The sequence below is a fragment of the Micrococcus sp. KBS0714 genome (assembly GCF_002008305.4).
GTDB classification, from domain to species: domain Bacteria; phylum Actinomycetota; class Actinomycetes; order Actinomycetales; family Micrococcaceae; genus Micrococcus; species Micrococcus luteus.
Genome location: NZ_CP042169.1, coordinates 1,812,660 through 1,830,421, shown reverse-complemented (window position 1 = coordinate 1,830,421; position 17,762 = coordinate 1,812,660). Strand labels below are relative to the sequence as shown.

Annotated in this window: 14 protein-coding genes; 12 read left to right on the top strand and 2 right to left on the bottom strand. The window is 71.9% G+C overall.

The genetic code is table 11. The annotated features are described in order from the left end of the window. Positions 1 to 144: 144 nt before the first annotated feature. From B1A86_RS08290 to B1A86_RS08275, 4 genes are read left to right on the top strand one after another with little or no spacing between them, the layout of a single operon-like run. Positions 145 to 1,209 (top strand): siderophore ABC transporter substrate-binding protein, encoded by a 1,065-nt coding sequence (locus B1A86_RS08290; RefSeq protein WP_078025907.1) that lies wholly within the window; start codon positions 145 to 147, stop codon positions 1,207 to 1,209. Continuing rightward, entirely contained in the window at positions 1,206 to 2,264 is a 1,059-nt protein-coding gene (locus B1A86_RS08285) for an ABC transporter permease (RefSeq protein ID WP_078025906.1), read from the top strand. Before B1A86_RS08290 ends, B1A86_RS08285 begins: the two co-directional genes overlap by 4 nt. After that, on the top strand, positions 2,257 to 3,345 hold the full coding sequence (locus tag B1A86_RS08280) for an iron chelate uptake ABC transporter family permease subunit (RefSeq protein ID WP_078025905.1): 1,089 nt from the start codon (positions 2,257 to 2,259) through the stop codon (positions 3,343 to 3,345). Before B1A86_RS08285 ends, B1A86_RS08280 begins: the two co-directional genes overlap by 8 nt. Continuing rightward, entirely contained in the window at positions 3,342 to 4,097 is a 756-nt protein-coding gene (locus B1A86_RS08275) for an ABC transporter ATP-binding protein (RefSeq protein ID WP_078025904.1), read from the top strand. Before B1A86_RS08280 ends, B1A86_RS08275 begins: the two co-directional genes overlap by 4 nt. A gap of 234 nt (positions 4,098 to 4,331) precedes the next feature. Here the strand turns inward: B1A86_RS08275 and B1A86_RS08270 are convergent, their stop codons facing one another. Beyond that, positions 4,332 to 5,309, bottom strand: coding sequence for a hypothetical protein (locus tag B1A86_RS08270; protein ID WP_036384981.1), 978 nt, complete (start codon positions 5,307 to 5,309; stop codon positions 4,332 to 4,334). A gap of 690 nt (positions 5,310 to 5,999) precedes the next feature. Here B1A86_RS08270 and groES point away from each other — a divergent pair. From groES to B1A86_RS08255, 3 genes are all read left to right on the top strand, one after another. Continuing rightward, positions 6,000 to 6,296, top strand: a complete 297-nt coding sequence (groES, locus tag B1A86_RS08265) for a co-chaperone GroES (protein WP_044659448.1) — start codon at positions 6,000 to 6,002, stop codon at positions 6,294 to 6,296. 108 nt (positions 6,297 to 6,404) lie between these two features. Beyond that, a complete protein-coding gene (gene groL / locus B1A86_RS08260) occupies positions 6,405 to 8,012 on the top strand; it encodes a chaperonin GroEL (protein WP_036340907.1) in 1,608 nt (535 codons plus the stop codon). 121 nt (positions 8,013 to 8,133) lie between these two features. Beyond that, positions 8,134 to 10,089, top strand: coding sequence for a BCCT family transporter (locus B1A86_RS08255; protein WP_078025903.1), 1,956 nt, complete (start codon positions 8,134 to 8,136; stop codon positions 10,087 to 10,089). A gap of 1 nt (position 10,090) precedes the next feature. On the opposite strand, the gene B1A86_RS08250 is transcribed toward B1A86_RS08255, so the two are convergent. Beyond that, positions 10,091 to 11,524 (bottom strand): dicarboxylate/amino acid:cation symporter, encoded by a 1,434-nt coding sequence (locus tag B1A86_RS08250; protein ID WP_078025902.1) that lies wholly within the window; start codon positions 11,522 to 11,524, stop codon positions 10,091 to 10,093. Between the two features lie 185 nt (positions 11,525 to 11,709). On the opposite strand from B1A86_RS08250, the gene guaB reads away from it, so the two are divergent. The 5 genes from guaB (at position 11,710) to guaA (ending at position 17,683) form a co-directional block, all read left to right on the top strand. Continuing rightward, positions 11,710 to 13,254, top strand: a complete 1,545-nt coding sequence (guaB, locus tag B1A86_RS08245) for an IMP dehydrogenase (protein WP_078025901.1) — start codon at positions 11,710 to 11,712, stop codon at positions 13,252 to 13,254. Between the two features lie 92 nt (positions 13,255 to 13,346). Next, entirely contained in the window at positions 13,347 to 14,483 is a 1,137-nt protein-coding gene (locus B1A86_RS08240; RefSeq protein ID WP_078025900.1) for a GuaB3 family IMP dehydrogenase-related protein, read from the top strand. Between the two features lie 47 nt (positions 14,484 to 14,530). Further along, entirely contained in the window at positions 14,531 to 15,496 is a 966-nt protein-coding gene (locus B1A86_RS08235; RefSeq protein ID WP_078025899.1) for an SURF1 family protein, read from the top strand. Continuing rightward, positions 15,493 to 16,041: a DUF3817 domain-containing protein gene (locus B1A86_RS08230; protein ID WP_078025898.1), complete on the top strand. Its 549-nt coding sequence runs from the start codon at positions 15,493 to 15,495 to the stop codon at positions 16,039 to 16,041. Before B1A86_RS08235 ends, B1A86_RS08230 begins: the two co-directional genes overlap by 4 nt. Positions 16,042 to 16,063: 22 nt before the next feature. Next, on the top strand, positions 16,064 to 17,683 hold the full coding sequence (gene guaA, locus B1A86_RS08225) for a glutamine-hydrolyzing GMP synthase (RefSeq protein WP_078025897.1): 1,620 nt from the start codon (positions 16,064 to 16,066) through the stop codon (positions 17,681 to 17,683). The last annotated feature ends 79 nt before the right edge of the window (positions 17,684 to 17,762 follow it).

Genomic DNA, 17,762 nt, shown 5'->3' with positions numbered 1-17,762 from the left:
CGGCGGGAGCCGTCGAACCCCCGTTGGGGGATTACGGCACCCTCGTGTACGGTATTCGACTGAGGCAAGGCTCACCTCCACGGGAGCGCGCCCACCACCCCGACTGCTCATCCCGGGGCAGCCCCGCCGCCCAGAAGGAGAACCATGCCGCGTTCCGTCAGCGCCCCCCGCCTCGCCCGTCTCGCCCTGACCTCGGTGGCGGCCCTCGCCCTCGTCGGCTGCTCCGCCGGCGGCGCGGCCACGGGCTCGTCCTCCGCGAGCGCCTCCGGCGAGTCCTCGGCCTCCGCGAGCGCCGCCGGCGGCTCCTCGGCCGCCTCGGGCGGCATCGCGGCCGGGGTCACCGTCACCGACATGTCCGGCGCCGAGGTCACCCTGCCGGAGGAGGTCGACTCCGTCATCGCCACGGACAACCGCGCCTTCCGCACGCTGGACGACTGGGGCGTCGAGCTGTCGGCCGCACCGAAGCAGATCATGTACAAGGGCGAGGGCGGGCCCTCCTACCTCCAGGACGACTCGGTCGCCGACATCGGCAACCACCGGGAGCCGGACATGGAGCTGTTCGTCACCGCCGAGCCGGACGTCGTGTTCAACGGCCAGCGGTTCAACGAGCGCAAGGCCGAGATCGACGAGCTGACCGGCGACGCCGCCGTCGTGGACACGGACTTCGACGTCACGCAGACCCCCATGGACGAGGGCCTGAAGGAGCTGACCACCCTGCTGGGCGAGGCCACCGGCCACGAGGCCGATGCCGAGAAGCTCATCGCCGACTTCGACGCCGCCACCCAGCGCGCCAAGGACGCCTACGACCCCGAGCAGACCGTCATGGGCCTCATCGCCTCGGGCGGCGAGCTGTCGTACGTCGCGCCCAGCACCGGTCGCGCCATCGGCCCGTTCTTCGACATGCTGGAGCTGACCCCGGCCCTCGAGCAGTCGGGCACCGACAACCACCAGGGCGACGACATCTCCGTCGAGGCCATCGCGAAGTCGAACCCGGACTGGCTGATCGTCATGGACCGCGACGCCGCCATCGGCGAGGAGAACGCCACCGCCGCCGAGCTGATCGAGCGCTCCGAGGCCCTCCAGGACGTGACCGCGGTGAAGGAGGGCAACATCGTCTACCTGCCCGCCGACTTCTACGTCGCCGAGGACATCCAGAACCACACCACCGTCATGGAGGACCTCGCGAAGGCCTTCGAAGGCGCGCAGTGACTCTCGACGTGCGTCACCACGTCGCCGACGCCCCGCCCCGGCTCGAGGAGCCGGGGCGGGGCGACCGCGTGTGCTGGGTCCCGCCCGCCGTCCTGCGGCCCGAGCGCACCCGCTGGCAGCGCACCTGGCCGCTGCTGGTCGGCGTCGTGGTGACCGCGGCCCTCATCGTGGTCTCGCTGTTCGTGGGCGTGTACGACGTCGGCGCGGAGGGCGGACGCGAGATGTTCGCCATCACGCGCGTGCCGCGCACGGTCGCCCTCGTGCTGGCCGGCGCCTCGATGGCGATGTGCGGGCTGATCATGCAGCTCATGACGCAGAACCGCTTCGTGGAGCCCAGCACCACGGGCACCACCGAGTGGGCCGGTCTCGGCTTATTGGTGACCATGGTGCTCGTGCCGGGGGCGGGCCTGGTGACCCGGATGGCCGGGGCCATCCTCTTCGCCTTCGTCGGCACCCTCGTGTTCTTCCTCTTCCTGCGGCGTGTGCGCCTGCAGTCCTCCCTCATCGTGCCGATCGTGGGCATCATGCTCGGCGCCGTCGTGGGCGCCGCCTCGACGTTCCTCGCCCTCCAGACGGACATGCTGCAGCAGGTGGGCGCGTGGTTCGCCGGCTCGTTCACCTCCGTGGTCCGCGGCCGGTATGAGCTGCTCTTCCTCGTGCTGATCGTGTGCGTGGCGGTCTTCGTCATCGCGGACCGCTTCACCGTGGCCGGCCTCGGCAAGGACGTCGCCACGAACGTCGGCCTCAACTACGACGCCGTGATCCTCACCGGCGTGGCCATGGTGGCCGTGGCCACCGGCGTGGTCACCGTGGTGATCGGGGCCCTCCCGTTCCTGGGGCTCGTGGTCCCCAACCTCGTGTCCATGGTCCGTGGCGACAACCTGCGCATGAATCTGCCCTGGGTGGTCATGGTCGGCGTGTGGATCGTGATCGTCTGCGACCTGATCGGGCGCACCGTGATCGCCCCGTTCGAGGTGCCCATCTCGCTGATCCTGGGCCTCGTGGGCGCGATCGTGTTCCTCGCCCTGCTGCTGAGGCAGGCCAAGCATGGCTGAGCCGCTCGCGACCGCCCCGGGTCGCCTCCCCGCCCCGCTCGGCGGCGCCACCGCCGCCGGGCCCGTCGACGCCGACGCCCCGCGCCGGTCCGGCGCGTTCGTCACCGCCGCCGAGCGCCGGAGGTATGCGGTCGTCGTCGCGGTGCTGGCCGCCGTCGCCGTGCTCTCCACCGCCGGGATCCTGCTGTGGGGCAACGAGGCCGAGCCCGGCTCGCGCGCGTTCTGGATGATCGCGCGGATGCGCGTGGAGTCCCTGGGCGTGATCGGGATCGTGGCGTTGTGCCACTCCTTCGCGACCGTCACCTTCCACACGGTGACGGGCAACCGCATCATCACGCCCTCGATCATGGGGTTCGAGGCGCTCTACACGGCCGTGTCGACCGTCGCCGTGTACGTGCTGGGGGCCGCCGGCGTCGCGGTGCTGACCGGGGTGGGGCCGTTCCTCGCCCAGGCCGCGCTCATGGTGGCGTTGACGACGGCCCTGTACTCGTGGCTGCTCTCCCGGCCCTACGGCAGCGTCCATCTGATGCTGCTCGTGGGCGTGGTGCTGGGCGGCGGGCTGGCCGCGCTGAGCACGTTCATGCAGCGACTGCTGGACCCGAACTCGTTCGACCTGCTGAGCGCGCGGCTCTTCGGCAACATCTCCAACGCCCGGACCGAGTACGTGGCGATCGCCGCGCCCATCGCCGTCGTCGTGTGCGCGCTGCTGTGGCTGCGCTCCCGCCGCCTGAACACGGTGGCGCTCGGCGCCGACGCCGCGACCAACCTGGGCCTGCACCACCGGCGCGAGCTCATGGTGACGCTGCTGCTGGTCTCCGTGCTGATGGCCATGACCACCGCGCTCGTGGGCCCGATGACGTTCCTCGGCTTCCTCGTGGCGACGCTGGCGTACAGCCTCGTCGACACCCACGACCACCGGTTCATCCTCCCGGTGGCCGCGCTGGCCGGGTACGCGGTGCTCACGAGCGCCTACTTCGTGCTGCGGCACGTGTTCTACGCGGGGGGTGCGGTCACGGTGGTCATCGAGCTGATCGGCGGCATCACCTTCCTGGTCGTCGTGATGAGAAAGGGACGTCTGTGATCGAGCTGCGCGGCGTGGTGAAGCGCCACAGCGACGAGGTGTGCATCGGACCCGTGGACCTGGACATCCAGGCCGGGGGAGTGACCGCGCTCGTGGGGCCCAACGGGGCGGGCAAGTCCACGCTGCTGACGATGATCGGCCGGCTGCAGGACGCCGACGCCGGGACGATCGCCGTGGGCGGGCACGACATCACCACGACGCCGTCCCGGAGGATCGCGCAGACCCTGTCCATCCTGCGGCAGGAGAACCACTTCGTGACGCGGCTGACCGTGCGACAGCTCGTGGGGTTCGGGCGCTACCCGTACACGCGCGGGCGGCTGACCCTGGAGGACGAGCGGCACGTGTCCGACGCGATCGACTTCCTCAACCTCGGCCCGTTCGAGAACCGGTACCTCGACCAGCTCTCGGGCGGCCAGCGGCAGCGCGCGTACGTGGCGATGGTGCTGGCGCAGAACACCGAGTACGTGCTGCTGGACGAGCCGCTGAACAACCTGGACATGCAGCACTCGGTCCAGATGATGCAGCAGCTGCGTCGGGCCGCCGACGAGCTGGGCCGGACCGTGGTGATCGTGCTGCACGACATCAACTTCGCCGCCCACTACGCCGACCGGATCGTGGCCATGGGCGACGGCCAGGTGGTGGAGACCGGCACCCCGGCCGAGATCCTGCGCCCCGAGGTGCTGGAGCGGATCTTCAAGACCCCCTGCAGCGTGGTGGACGGACCGCACGGGCCGCTCGCCGTGTACTACTGAGGCGGGCGACGGTGAGGCCGGCCCGGGTCGGTCCGGGCGGGGGTCGGGTGCCCGGCCGACGCGAGCGTTCCGTGGGCAGAACCCGCCGGGTCTCGCCTTCCGGGGGCAGGACCCGCGTGTTTCCAGGTTCCGTGGGCAGAACCCGCGTGTTTCCAGGTTCCGTGGGCAGAAGCACCCTCGCTTCTGCCCACGGAACCCTGCGCATGGACGGCAGGGCCATACGCGACGACGACGTCATGCATCCCAGCCGTTCGAGACCTGTGCCCGTCGTCTGAGGACGGCCTCGATCACCCGCGCGTATCCCTCGCCGACGTCCCGGCCCGTGACGTGCAGGGTCATCTGCCCACGCTCCGCGTAGTACTGGTCTCGCCGGGCGTCCCGGGCGTGTTGCTCGGCACTCCGGTGCACCTCGCCGTCGTACTGGAGGACGAGCCGGCAGTCCTCGAACCACAGATCGGCCTCGGGGGCGTCCCGCCGCCCGGGGTCGAACACGTGCTGCAGAGCCGGCTCGCCCAGCCCCGCCTCGACGAGCGCCAGCCTCAGCCGGGTCTCCTGCGGCGAGTCGGCACCCACCCGTACGCGCTCGAGCGCCGCCGTCGCCCGCGGTCTTCCGACGAACCGCCCGAGCGGCCGCATCGCCTCGTGCAGCGCGGTGACCGTGGTGATGGGAGGCCGCCGGCCGCGCGGAGACCAGGGGTGACGGACCAGGTGGTCACCCGCCGACACGAGGGATGCCTCGTCCCAGGGGTGGCCGATCGAGCACAGATCGAGCCAGGTCCGTTCCGGCGTCGTCACCCGTAGCCCGAGCACGGAGGTGACGTGGCCGGCGGGCAGGGGTCTGCGGTGCTCCATGACGCCGGGGATCCGCGCCCGTGCGGTGCCGCGGTGCAACGTGATCTCGACGGCGGCGCGTCGCGTGGCCCCGCCCGGGGGAAGCGGGAGGCCGTGGAGGTGCGCCGCCGTCTCGTGGGAGAGGACGGCGTCGGGACGGGACCGCAGGAGGGCGGTCAGCAGGTCGAGGCCGACCCCGTGGTGCGGCGGCGGGAGCCCAGCCGACTCCCAGGTGCGCAGCGGCATGTCACGGCGACGGTGGATGCCGCGGGCGAGGCGGAGGACGTCGGACCGCCGCACCCGGCTGGGCGGTAGACCGCGTTCGAGCACGTCGCGGGTGGTGAAGACGGGGACGAGGGGGAGGTCGGGAGCGAAGGGCATGGGTCGACCCTGACGCGGTCGGTCCGACGGCGGCCGGGCGGGCCGCGTGTCTGTGCACAACGGCGCGGGGTGGGCCGGCTGTGCAGGACTCGGCGACGGCCGGTTGTCCCGTCGGGACGACGTCGTCATGGCTCGGTGGGCAGAACTGCGAGGAGTTCCGCCCACGCAACATCCGTGGGCAGAAGAGAGGGCGCTTCTGCCCACGGAGATCGAAAACCTGCGGATGCTGCCCACGCGGTGGGCGGGGGTGCGGTTTCTGCCCACGGAGGGTGGCGGGGGTGCGGTTTCTGCCCACGGAGGGTGGCGGGGGGGCAGGGTGGGGAGTGGGGGAGGGACAGGATCCCGGCCGCAGTCGTGACCACTCCGTGTGCTCCTGGGCCCGGAACCCGCCCCGCCCGCCGCCGCCCCACGCCGCCCCACGCCGCCCCACGGTGCCCCGCCGCACCGCGCCCCACGCCTCCGCCCTCGGCGGACGGCGGGGACACGGCTGGCACTCATGTTGAAGGAGTGCCAAAACCCGGAGTAGAATCGGGGCTGGCACTCGGGGGTACCGGGTGCCAATGCCCGAGGTGGACCGTCCGGCACCGCGACGACGGAGGGTCTGACGCCCGTGGCGCACCCGCAGACCACAGCATCAGCGGACCGGCGAGCCCGCCGGAGCCGCACGTCGACGAAGAAGGAGTGTGCAGCATGTCTGTCTCCATCAAGCCCCTCGAGGATCGCATCGTTGTCCGCCCCCTGGAGGCCGAGCAGACCACCGCGTCGGGCCTCGTGATCCCGGACACCGCCAAGGAGAAGCCGCAGGAGGGCCAGGTCGTGGCCGTGGGCCCGGGCCGGGTCGCCGAGAACGGCAACCGCGTGCCGGTCGACGTCGCCGAGGGTGACGTGGTGCTGTACTCCAAGTACGGCGGCACCGAGGTCAAGGTCGGCGGCGAGGAGTACCTGGTGCTCTCCGCCCGCGACGTGCTGGCCGTCGTCGCCAAGTGACCCCGCCGCGATGGGCCCGGTGAGCGGCGCGCACCGCACCGGTGCGCGCGCCCCGGGCCCCTCGCGTCCCCGCACCCCCTGACTCCCTGAACGAAAGGAGCGTCCGTCATGGCCAAGCAGCTGGCTTTCAACGACGACGCACGCCGCGCCCTCCAGGCCGGCATCGACAAGCTCGCCGACACCGTCAAGGTCACCCTCGGCCCCAAGGGCCGCAATGTGGTGCTCGACAAGGCGTGGGGCGCACCCACCATCACCAACGACGGCGTCACGATCGCCCGTGAGGTGGAGCTGGAGGACCCGTACGAGAACATGGGCGCCCAGCTCGCCAAGGAGGTCGCCACCAAGACCAACGACATCGCAGGCGACGGCACCACCACCGCCACCGTCCTGGCCCAGGCGCTCGTGAACGAGGGCATGCGCCAGGTCGCCGCCGGCGCCGCGCCGGGCGAGGTCAAGAGGGGCATCGAGGTGGCCGTGGCCGCCGTCGAGCAGCGCCTGCAGGAGAACGCCCGCCCGGTCGAGGGCAAGGAGGTGGCCCACGTGGCCGCCATCTCGGCCCAGAACGACGAGGTCGGCGAGCTGCTGGCCCGCGCGTTCGACACGGTCGGCACCGACGGCGTCATCACCATCGAGGAGTCCTCCACGACCTCCACCGAGCTGGACGTCACCGAGGGCATGCAGTTCGACAAGGGCTTCCTGTCCCCGTACATGGTCACCGACGCCGAGCGTCAGGAGGCCGTGCTCGAGGACGCCTACGTCCTGATCAACTCGGGCAAGATCTCCAACGTGCAGGAGCTGCTGCCCCTGCTGGAGAAGGTCGTGCAGGCCAACAAGCCGCTGTTCGTGATCGCCGAGGACATCGAGGGCGAGGCCCTGTCCACCCTCGTGGTCAACAAGATCCGCGGCACCCTGAACGTCGTGGCCGTCAAGGCTCCGGGCTTCGGCGACCGCCGCAAGGCCATGATGCAGGACATCGCGATCCTCACCGGCGCCCAGGTCGTCTCCCCGGACCTCGGCATGAAGCTCGAGCAGGCCGACCTGGACGTGCTCGGCTCCGCCCGCCGCATCACCGTCACCAAGGACGAGACCACCATCGTCGACGGCGGCGGTGCGCCCGAGGACGTCGAGGCCCGGATCGCCCAGATCAAGGCCGAGGCCGCCGCGACCGACTCCGACTGGGACCGCGAGAAGCTCCAGGAGCGTCTCGCCAAGCTCTCCGGCGGCATCGGCGTGATCCGCGTGGGCGCCGCCACCGAGGTGGAGCTCAAGGAGCGCAAGCACCGCATCGAGGACGCCGTGTCCTCGACCCGCGCCGCCCTCGAGGAGGGCATCGTGGCTGGCGGCGGCACCGCGCTCATCAACGCGCTGACCGTGCTCGACACCGACGCCGACGTCCAGGCCCTGACCGGTGACGCCGCCGTGGGCGTGGACATCGTCCGCAAGGCCCTGAAGCAGCCGCTGCGCTGGATCGCCCAGAACGCGGGCGAGGACGGCTACGTGGTGGTCTCCAAGGTCGCCGAGCTGGAGCCGAACCACGGCTTCAACGCGAAGACCGGCGTCTACGGCGACCTGATCGCCGACGGCGTGATCGACCCGGTCAAGGTGACGCGCTCCGCGCTGGCCAACGCCACCTCCATCGCGGCCCTCGTGCTGACCACCGAGACCCTCGTGGCGGACAAGCCCGCCGACGAGGACGAGGCCGGCCACCAGCACTGACCCCTGAGTCGGCCCTGACACGGCCGGCTGTCGACGACGGCCCCTCACCCGCCCGGGTGAGGGGCCGTCGTCGTCCGGGCGGGAGACGCCGGCCGTCCGGGGTGCCCTCTAGGGTGTGCCCATGGACACACCCACGCCGCCCCATCCCACCGGGTCCCACACGACCCGGACCCCGGCCCGGCCACGGCTGCGCCGCTTCGTCCGCGAGTTCTCCTATCCGCACGGCATCCACCCGGCCCTCGTGCCGGGCGTGTCCGTGGAGGACCGCCGGGTGCGCTACGGCGTGGACCGGGTGATCCTCGCCGTCGTCGGCCTGCTGGTGGTCGGCTTCGTGGTGTGGGGTGTGCTGCAGCCGGACGCCGTGCTGGCCGTCTCGAGCGCGGCCCTCGACTGGGTGATGGTCCACGCCGGCTGGCTGTTCGTCCTGCTGGCCATCGGGATGGTGGTGTTCCTGCTGGTCCTGGCGTTCTCCCGGTACGGCGAGATCCCGCTGGGCCTGGACGGGGAGAAGCCCGAGTACTCCACGGCGAGCTGGTCGGCCATGCTCTTCGCGGCCGGCATCGGCATCGGCATCATCTTCTTCGGCCCGTACGAGCCGCTGACCTACTACCTGGCCCCGCGCCCGGGGGCGTACGAGGCGGGGAGCGAGGAGGCGGTGACGGGCGCGCTGGCCCAGGCCGCGCTGCACTGGGGCGTGAACGCGTGGGCGATCTACGCGATCGTCGGCCTGTCGGTCGGCTACGTGTCCTACCGCCGGGGCCGGGTGCCGCTGATGAGCTCGATCATCGCGCCGCTGTTCGGCGACTCCCCGCGCAGCGACTCGGTCGGCGCGCGCCTGATCGACGGGCTCGCGATCATCGCCACATTGTTCGGCACGGCGGCCTCGCTGGGCATCGGCGCCCTGCAGATCGGCCGCGGCGTGGAGATCGTCTCGGGGTGGTCGGCGCCGGGGAACACGGTGGCGCTGGGGATCATCGTGGTGCTCACGATCGGCACCATCGTCTCGGCGGTGTCCGGTGTGGCCCGCGGCATCCGGTGGCTGTCCAACATCAACATGCTGCTCGCCCTCGGCCTGGCGCTGTTCTTCTTCGTCGTCGGCCCGACGGCGTTCCTGCTGAACATCGTGCCCGGCGTCCTGATGGACTACGTCTCCTCCGCCCCGGACGCCCTCGGCGCCTCGATGGCCGAGGGGGAGGACATGCAGGAGTTCCTCTCCAACTGGACGATCTTCTACTGGGCGTGGTGGGTCAGCTGGGCCCCGTTCGTGGGCGTGTTCATGGCGAAGATCTCGAAGGGCCGGACCATCCGCCAGTACGTCCTCGGCGCCCTGTTCATCCCGGCCGCGGTGATCGTGGGCGCGTTCACGATCATCGGCGGCACCACCATCTGGCTGCAGCGGACCCGGGGCTCCGTGGCGCCGGACGGCACGGCCGCCTCGCTGCCTGCGCCGGCGGAGATCTTCTGGGTGGTCCTGGACCAGCTGCCCGGCGGCGGGCTGGTGGCCCCGGTCGTGATCATCATGCTGGCGGTCTTCTTCATCACGACGGCGGACTCCGCCTCGATCGTGAACTCGCAGCTCTCGCAGCGCGGCGACCCGGCCCCACGCCGCATGATCACGGTGTTCTGGGCACTGTGCATGGCGGGCATCGCCGTCGTGATGCTGCTGACCGGCGGCGACACCGCGCTCACCGGCCTGCAGAACCTCATCACCATCACGGCGCTGCCGTTCACCGTGGTGCTCGTCCTCATGGCGGTCGCGCTCCAGCGCGAACTGGCCAACGACCCCTTCGCGATCCGTGACCGGTACCAGCGGGCCGCCGTCGAGAAGGCGACGGTGCGGGGCCTGGTGGAGTACGGGGACGACTTCGCGTTCACGGTGGAGCGCACCCCGCCGGGCAGCTGGTACGCGGCCGGCGAGGGGTTCGACTCCACCGCCGCGGAGATCACCGACTGGTACCGCCGCACGGACGAGGACGGGAACCCGGTGGACTACGACTACGTGCTGGGCGAGTACCTGGACGAGGGGGACGGGGACGACGCGGACGGGCCCGCCGGAGCGGGCCCGTCCGGTCGCTGACTCAGGCGCGCGGCTCCGGGGTGCCGACGAGCTCGGCGCGGGAGTCGGCGGTCGCGTGGGCGCGGGCCTCGACGATCTCCTCCTCGTCCTCGCCGAAGATGTCACCGCGCGGGGCGTCGTAGCGGTCCCGGTCGAGGATGCCCTCCTGGGAGGCCACGAGCGCGGGGATGAGGGCCTGGCCGGACACGTTGAGGGCGGTGCGGCCCATGTCCACGATCGGGTCGACAGCCAGGAGCAGGGCCATGCCCTCGAGGGGCAGCCCGGCGGTGGACAGCGTGAGCGTGAGCATCACGGTGGCGCCGGTGGTGCCGGCGGTCGCGGCCGAGCCCAGCACGGACACGAGCGCCACGAGGGCGTACTGGCTCAGGCTCATCTCGATCCCGTAGAACTGGGCGATGAACACGGCGGCCACGGCCGGGTAGATCGCGGCGCAGCCGTCCATCTTGGTGGTGGCGCCCAGCGGAACGGCGAAGGAGGCGTAGCCGGTGGGCACGCCGAAGTTGCGCTCGGCCACCCGCTGGGTGACGGGCAGCGTGCCGAGGGAGGAGCGGGAGACGAAGCCGAGCTGGAACGCCGGCCACACGCCGGTGAAGAACTGCTTGACGGAGAGCCCGTGCAGGCGCGCCAGCAGCGGGTACACCACGAGCATCACGAGGGCCAGGCCCACGTAGACCGCCACCACGAACTTGGCCAGCGTGCCCATCGTGGACCAGCCGTACGAGGCCACGGCGTTGCCCAGCAGGCCGATGGTGCCGATCGGTGCCAGGCGGATGATCCACCACAGCAGCTTCTGGATGATCGCGAGCACCGAGCGGGAGAACGTGAGGAACGGGGCGGCCTTCTCGCCGACCTTGAGCGCGGCCACGCCCACGACGATCGCGATCACGAGGATCTGCAGCACGTTGAACGTGGGGGAGGAGGCCAGCGCGCCGTCCTCGCCCGCCGTGGTCTTGACGGTCAGGCCGAGGAAGTTCGCCGGCACCAGGGAGGTCAGGAAGTCGAGCCAGCCGACGTCCTTGGCCTGGTACGACGCCGGCGCGGTCTGGCCGGTGCCCACGCCCGGTTGCAGCACGACGCCGACGGCGAGGCCGATGAGCACCGCGATCAGGCTCGTGATGGCGAACCAGAGCAGGGTCTTGGCGGCCAGGCGGGCCGCGTTGGTCACCTGGGCCAGGTTGGCGATGGAGGCGACGACGGCGAAGAAGACCAGCGGGACGACCGCGGCCTTCAGCAGGCTGATGTAGATGCTGCCGACGGTGGCCAGCGTCTCACCGAGCCAGGTCGGGTGCTCGGCGGTGTGCCCCGTCGCGCGGGCGATCAGGCCCAGGACGAGGCCGAGGACGAGGGCGGCGGCGATCTGCCAGCCGAAGTTCGACGTCCAGGCGGGGAGCCGGCGTCGGGGCGCCGGTGCGGGGGAGGATTGTGCGGTGCTCATCCGGGGAGGTTAGGCAGTCCAATACCATGACGCCGAAACGGATTGCGCCATGTGACGTCGTGGTGACGTCCGTCTCGTCCCCGCGTGGCCCAGTGCGAAGGCCCTGTGACGTGGCCCGCACCCGGGTCGCCGGTTTGACCCCCGGGCATAGAATCGCGGAAACACCCGTCCCGAAAGGCGTCTTCGTGACCACCACCAGCACCGGTCCCAGCCCCGAGCCCGTCCACTCCTCCTCGGATCCCTTCGGCTTCTTCGGCCTCACCTATGACGACGTCCTGCTGCTGCCCAACGCCACCGACGTGATCCCCGCGGACGCGGACCCGGGCACCCGGCTGACCCGCAACATCCGCTTGAACATCCCCATCGTCTCCGCGGCGATGGACACCGTGACCGAGGCTCCCCTGGCCATCGCCATGGCCCGCCAGGGCGGCATGGGCATCATCCACCGCAACCTGTCCATCGAGGACCAGGCCCGCCACGTGGACACCGTGAAGCGCTCCGAGTCGGGGATGATCAAGGACCCCGTGACCATCGGCCCCGACGCCACGCTCGCCGACCTGGACGAGCTGTGCGCCCAGTACCGCGTCTCGGGCCTGCCGGTGGTGGCCGAGGACATGACGCTGCTGGGCATCATCACCAACCGCGACACCCGCTTCATCCCGCGCGAGGAGTGGGCCACCCGCACGGTGGACACCGCCATGACCCGCATGCCGCTGGTCACCGCGCAGGAGGGCGTCTCGCGCGCCGAGACGATCCGCCTGTTCTCCCAGAATCGCGTGGAGAAGCTGCCGCTCGTGGACGATGCGGGCCGCCTGACCGGCCTGATCACCATCAAGGACTTCGACAAGGCGGAGCAGTACCCGGACGCCGCGAAGGACGACGAGGGTCGGCTGCGCGTCGGCGGCGCCGTCGGCTTCTTCGGCGACGGCTGGGAGCGTGCCATGGCGCTCGTCGAGGCGGGCGTGGACGCCCTCGTGGTGGACACCGCGAACGGCCACACGCACGGCGTGCTGGACATGATCGCGCGCCTGAAGAAGGAGAAGGCGGCCGCGCACGTCGACGTCATCGGCGGTCAGGCCGCGACCTACGCGGGCGCCAAGGCGATCGTCGACGCCGGCGCGGACGCCGTGAAGGTGGGCGTGGGCCCGGGCTCGATCTGCACGACCCGTGTGGTGGCCGGCGTCGGCGTCCCCCAGATCACCGCCATCTACGAGGCGGCCAAGGCCACGCGCCCCGCGGGCGTCCCGCTGATCGCCGACGGCGGCCTGCAGCACTCCGGTGACATCGGCAAGGCCCTCGTGGCCGGCGCCGACTCGGTGATGCTCGGCTCCCTGCTGGCCGGCACCGCCGAGTCCCCGGGCGACCTCGTGTTCTACCAGGGCAAGCAGTTCAAGACCTACCGCGGCATGGGCTCCCTGGGCGCCATGCAGACCCGCAACGGCACGCGCTCCTTCTCCAAGGACCGCTACTTCCAGGCGGACGTGCCGGACGAGGACAAGCTGATCCCCGAGGGCATCGAGGGCCAGGTGCCCTTCCGGGGCCCGGTCGCCTCAGTGGTCCACCAGCTCGTGGGCGGCCTGCGCCAGACGATGTTCTACACAGGCGCGTCCACGGTGACCGATCTCAAGGAGAACGGCCGCTTCGTGCGCATCACCGCGGCGGGCCTGAAGGAGTCCCATCCGCACGACATCATGATGACCGTCGAGGCCCCGAACTACCGTTCGCGCTGACCTGCACGTCGGGTCCGGGGGAGCCCCCGGACGGGGCGGCGCCGACGACACGATCGGCGCCGCCCCCGTGGCGCCTGGGCTAGGCTGGCCCGGTGACGAACCAGATTGAGATCGGCCGCGGCAAGCGCGGCCGCCGGGCCTTCTCCCTCGACGACGTGTCCGTGGTGCCCGCGCGGCGCACCCGGGATCCCCAGGACGTCAGCCTCACGTGGCGCATCGACGCCTACACGTTCGACATGCCCGTGATCGGTGCGCCCATGGACTCCGTGATGAGCCCGGAGGCCGCCATCGCGATGGGGCGGCTGGGCGGTCTCGGCGTCCTCAACCTCGAGGGCCTGTGGACCCGCCACGAGGACCCGCGCCCGCTGCTCGAGGAGATCGCCGCCCTCCAGGCCGGCCCGGCCGGGACCGAGGCCACCCGCAAGCTGCAGGAGGCCTACGCGGCCCCCATCCGCCCCGATCTGATCACCGAGCGCCTCGCGCAGATCCGCGAGGCCGGCGTCGTCGTCGCGGGCTCGCTGACCCCGCAGAACACGCAGGAGTTCTACCGCACCGTCGTGGCGGCGGGCGTGGACCTGTTCGTCATCCGCGGCACCACCGTCTCGGCCGAGCACGTCTCCTCCACCCAGGAGCCGCTGGACCTCAAGCAGTTCATCTACGAGCTGGACGTGCCCGTGATCGTGGGCGGGGCGGCCGGCTACACGCCGGCCCTGCACCTGATGCGCACCGGCGCGGCCGGTGTGCTCGTCGGCTTCGGCGGCGGCGCGTCCACCACCACGCGCCGCGCCATGGGCATCCGTGTGCCGATGGCCACGGCCATCTCGGACATCGCCGAGGCGCGCCGCGACTACATGGACGAGTCCGGCGGCCGCTACGTGCACGTGATCGCCGACGGCGGCGTCTCCACCTCGGGGGAGATCGTCAAGGCGATCGCCATGGGCGCGGACGCGGTCGTCCTGGGCGCCGCCCTGGCCCGCGCCACCGACGCCCCCGGCGGCGGCTGGCACTGGGGCCTCGAGGCCGCCCACCCGGAGCTGCCGCGCGGGCACCGCACCCAGGTGGGCCAGGTGGCTCCGCTGGAGGAGGTCCTGTGGGGGCCCGGCCGCCACGCGGACGGCACGTCCAACCTGATGGGCGGCCTGAAGCGCGCCATGGCCACCTGCGGCTACACCGAGCTCAAGGACTTCCAGAAGGTGGAGGTCCTCGTGACCCCCACCCAGACCGTCTGATCCCCGCCGCCGCGTGGCGGCACCCCGACCGGAAGAGTTGATACGGCGTGCTGCGCACCGCCCTCAAGCCCGTCTGGCTGGCCACCCTGGTGCTGGCCCTCGTGGCAGCTGCGGTCTTCGTGGCGCTGTCCAAGTGGCAGTTCGAGTCCGCGGAGACGAACGCGCCGCCGCCGCGCACCCAGACCGAGCACGCCGTGCCGTTCCTGGAGCACGTGCGCCCCTACGAGGCCCTGCTCGGCTCGCAGGCCGACCAGGTGGTCACGGTCGAGGGGGAGTTCGTGCCCGGCACGGACGTCCTGGTCGGCCCGCGCCTGCTGAACGGCCGCGACGGCTACTGGACGGTCACGGCCCTGCGGGTGGCCGGCGCCCCGGACGGCGAGGTCGTCCCGGTGGTCCGCGGCTGGTCGGCCGACGCCGACGTCGTGGACCCCGCGCCCGCCGGGCAGGTCACCGTCACCGGACGCCTGCTGCCCCCGGACGGGCCCCTGCCGCGCGAGGCCACGGCCGAGGACACCGCCGACCGGCTCCTGTACCGCAGCCTGGCCCCGGCCCAGCTGGTGAACGTGTGGGACGAGCCGTCCTACGCGGCGTACGTCGCGGCGTTCGAGATGGTCGACGCCGCGGGCGCCGAGACGGGCGCGGCCGGCCCCGGCGGGCTCGAGCCGGTGTGGGTGGCCCCGCAGCCGGAGGAGACCCAGATCATCTGGCTCAACGTCTTCTACGCCGTGGAGTGGATGCTCTTCGCCGGCTTCGCCCTGTTCCTGTGGTGGCGGTTCGTCCGCGACGACCACGTCCGGGACGAGCACGAGCGCCGGCTCGACGAGGAGTGGGCCGCGCAGTGGCGCGCCGAGGAGCTCGAGCGGCGCCGGGCGGCCGCGCGCGAGGCCAAGGAGCGGGCCGTCGCGGCGCAGGCCGCGGCGCACCCACGCCAGGACCACGACGACGACGGGGCCGCGCGCCCCGACCCCCGCGACCCGGGCCCCCGTGGGCCCCGAGAGGAGCAGAGCCGATGAGCACCCAGCACCCCGGCCCCGAACCGGTGGACCCCGCGAGCCTGCCGGATCCCGAGGACATCACGGAGGCCGACCTGCCCGAGCCGCCCCCGCGGCCGGGCCGGGAGCAGCGCCGTTTCGCCGGCACCCAGCAGCAGATCCGCTCCGCCACCCGCCTCTACGTGGTGTGCGCGTGGATCACCGGCATCATGCTCCTGCTGCTTGTGGCGGAGATGGTGCTGAAGTACGGCATGCACGTGGAGCTCTACGCGGGCGGCACCACCCTGGACGGAGACGCCAACGGCCTGGGGCTGCACCCCACGGACAGCGTCACCGGGGGAGTGAACCTGTCCCTGTTCATCCTCATCGCCCACGGCTGGATGTACGTGGTGTACCTGCTCGCCTCGTTCCGCCTGTGGTCCCTGATGCGCTGGGAGCCGCTGCGCCTGCTGGCGATGGCCGGCGGCGGCGTCGTCCCGTTCCTGTCCTTCGTGGTGGAGAAGCGCATGACCCGCGTGGTCCGGGACGAGCTGCACCGCTTCCCGGACGCCGCGCGGCGCTACTGATCGCCTCGACTATCCTGGACGGGTGACGCAGAACGCCCCCCACCCCGACACCCCCGCCCCGCTCAGCGACGTGATGCCCACGGTGCTGGTGCTGGACTTCGGCGCCCAGTACGCGCAGCTCATCGCGCGTCGTGTGCGCGAGGCCAACGTCTACTCCGAGGTCGTGCCCGCCTCCACCCCGGCGGCGCAGATCCTGGAGCGCAAGCCCGCGGCGCTGATCCTCTCGGGCGGGCCGTCGTCGGTGTACGAGCCCGGCGCCCCGCAGTTGGACCCGGCGCTGCTCGAGGCCGGGGTGCCCGTGCTGGGCCTGTGCTACGGCTTCCAGTCGATCGCGCACGCCCTCGGCGGCACCGTGGCCCAGACCGGCACCCGGGAGTACGGCTCCACCCGCCTGGACTCGGTGGATGCCGACTCCGTGCTGTTCGCGGGCCAGGACCTCGAGCAGGTCGTGTGGATGTCCCACGGGGACGCCGTGACGCAGGCGCCCGAGGGCTTCGCCGTGACGGCCTCCACCGCGGGCGCCCCCGTCGCCGCGTTCGAGGACCGCGAGCGCCGCATCTACGGCGTGCAGTGGCATCCCGAGGTGGGCCACTCCTCCCACGGCCAGCGTGTGCTCGAACAGTTCCTGCACGTGGGTGCGGGCCTGGGCGCGGACTGGACGGTCAGCAACGTGATCGAGGAGCAGGTCGAGCGCATCCGCGAGCAGATCGGGGACAAGCGGGCCATCTGCGGCCTGTCCGGCGGCGTGGACTCCGCCGTGGCCGCGGCCCTCGTGCAGCGCGCCATCGGCGACCGCCTCACCTGCGTCTACGTGGACCACGGCCTCATGCGCGAGGGCGAGTCCGCCGAGATCGAGCAGGCCTTCGGCGAGGCCCACGGCGGCGCCCGCCTCGTGATGGTGGACGCGCGCGAGGACTTCCTGTCCGCGCTGGCCGGCGTCACCGACCCCGAGGCCAAGCGCAAGATCATCGGCGAGCGGTTCATCCGCACCTTCGAGAAGGCGCAGGCGGACATCGTCCTCGAGTCCGAGCACGACCCGGACGCCACCGAGGTCCGCTTCCTCGTGCAGGGCACGCTCTACCCGGACGTCGTCGAGTCCGGCGGCGGGGACGGGGCGGCCAACATCAAGTCCCACCACAACGTGGGCGGCCTGCCGGACGACATCGAGTTCGAGCTGTGCGAGCCGCTGCGCGAGCTGTTCAAGGACGAGGTCCGCGCCGTGGGCGCCGAGCTCGGCCTGCCCGAGGGCATCGTGCACCGCCAGCCGTTCCCGGGCCCGGGTCTGGGCATCCGCATCATCGGCGAGGTCACCCAGGAGCGCCTGGATCTGCTGCGCCGCGCGGACGCGATCGTGCGCGCCGAGCTCACCGCGGCCGGGTTGGACCGCCAGATCTGGCAGTGCCCGGTGGTGCTGCTCGCGGACGTGCGCTCCGTGGGCGTGCAGGGTGACGGCCGCACCTACGGCCACCCGGTCGTCCTGCGCCCCGTCACCAGCGAGGATGCCATGACGGCGGACTGGGCGCGGATCCCGGACGACGTCCTGTCCCGCATCTCGAACCGCATCACCAACGAGGTCGACGGTGTCAACCGCGTCGTGCTCGACGTGACCAGCAAGCCGCCGGGCACCATCGAGTGGGAGTGAGCGGCGCGTCCGGCGCCGCATCCGGCCGCCCCTGACCGGGGCGGCCGTCCGCACGAAGACCGCCTGGACCCAGGCGACG

What these genes read in the sequence shown, in the direction of transcription:
- B1A86_RS08290 (WP_078025907.1), top strand. Translation starts at nt 145, where the DNA reads ATGCCGCGTTCCGTCAGCGCCCCCCGCCTCGCCCGTCTCGCCCTGACC.
- B1A86_RS08270 (WP_036384981.1), bottom strand. Translation starts at nt 5,309, where the DNA reads ATGCCCTTCGCTCCCGACCTCCCCCTCGTCCCCGTCTTCACCACCCGC.
- B1A86_RS08230 (WP_078025898.1), top strand. Translation starts at nt 15,493, where the DNA reads ATGAGCACCCAGCACCCCGGCCCCGAACCGGTGGACCCCGCGAGCCTG.
- groES (WP_044659448.1), top strand. Translation starts at nt 6,000, where the DNA reads ATGTCTGTCTCCATCAAGCCCCTCGAGGATCGCATCGTTGTCCGCCCC.
- groL (WP_036340907.1), top strand. Translation starts at nt 6,405, where the DNA reads ATGGCCAAGCAGCTGGCTTTCAACGACGACGCACGCCGCGCCCTCCAG.
- B1A86_RS08280 (WP_078025905.1), top strand. Translation starts at nt 2,257, where the DNA reads ATGGCTGAGCCGCTCGCGACCGCCCCGGGTCGCCTCCCCGCCCCGCTC.
- B1A86_RS08250 (WP_078025902.1), bottom strand. Translation starts at nt 11,524, where the DNA reads ATGAGCACCGCACAATCCTCCCCCGCACCGGCGCCCCGACGCCGGCTC.
- B1A86_RS08255 (WP_078025903.1), top strand. Translation starts at nt 8,134, where the DNA reads ATGGACACACCCACGCCGCCCCATCCCACCGGGTCCCACACGACCCGG.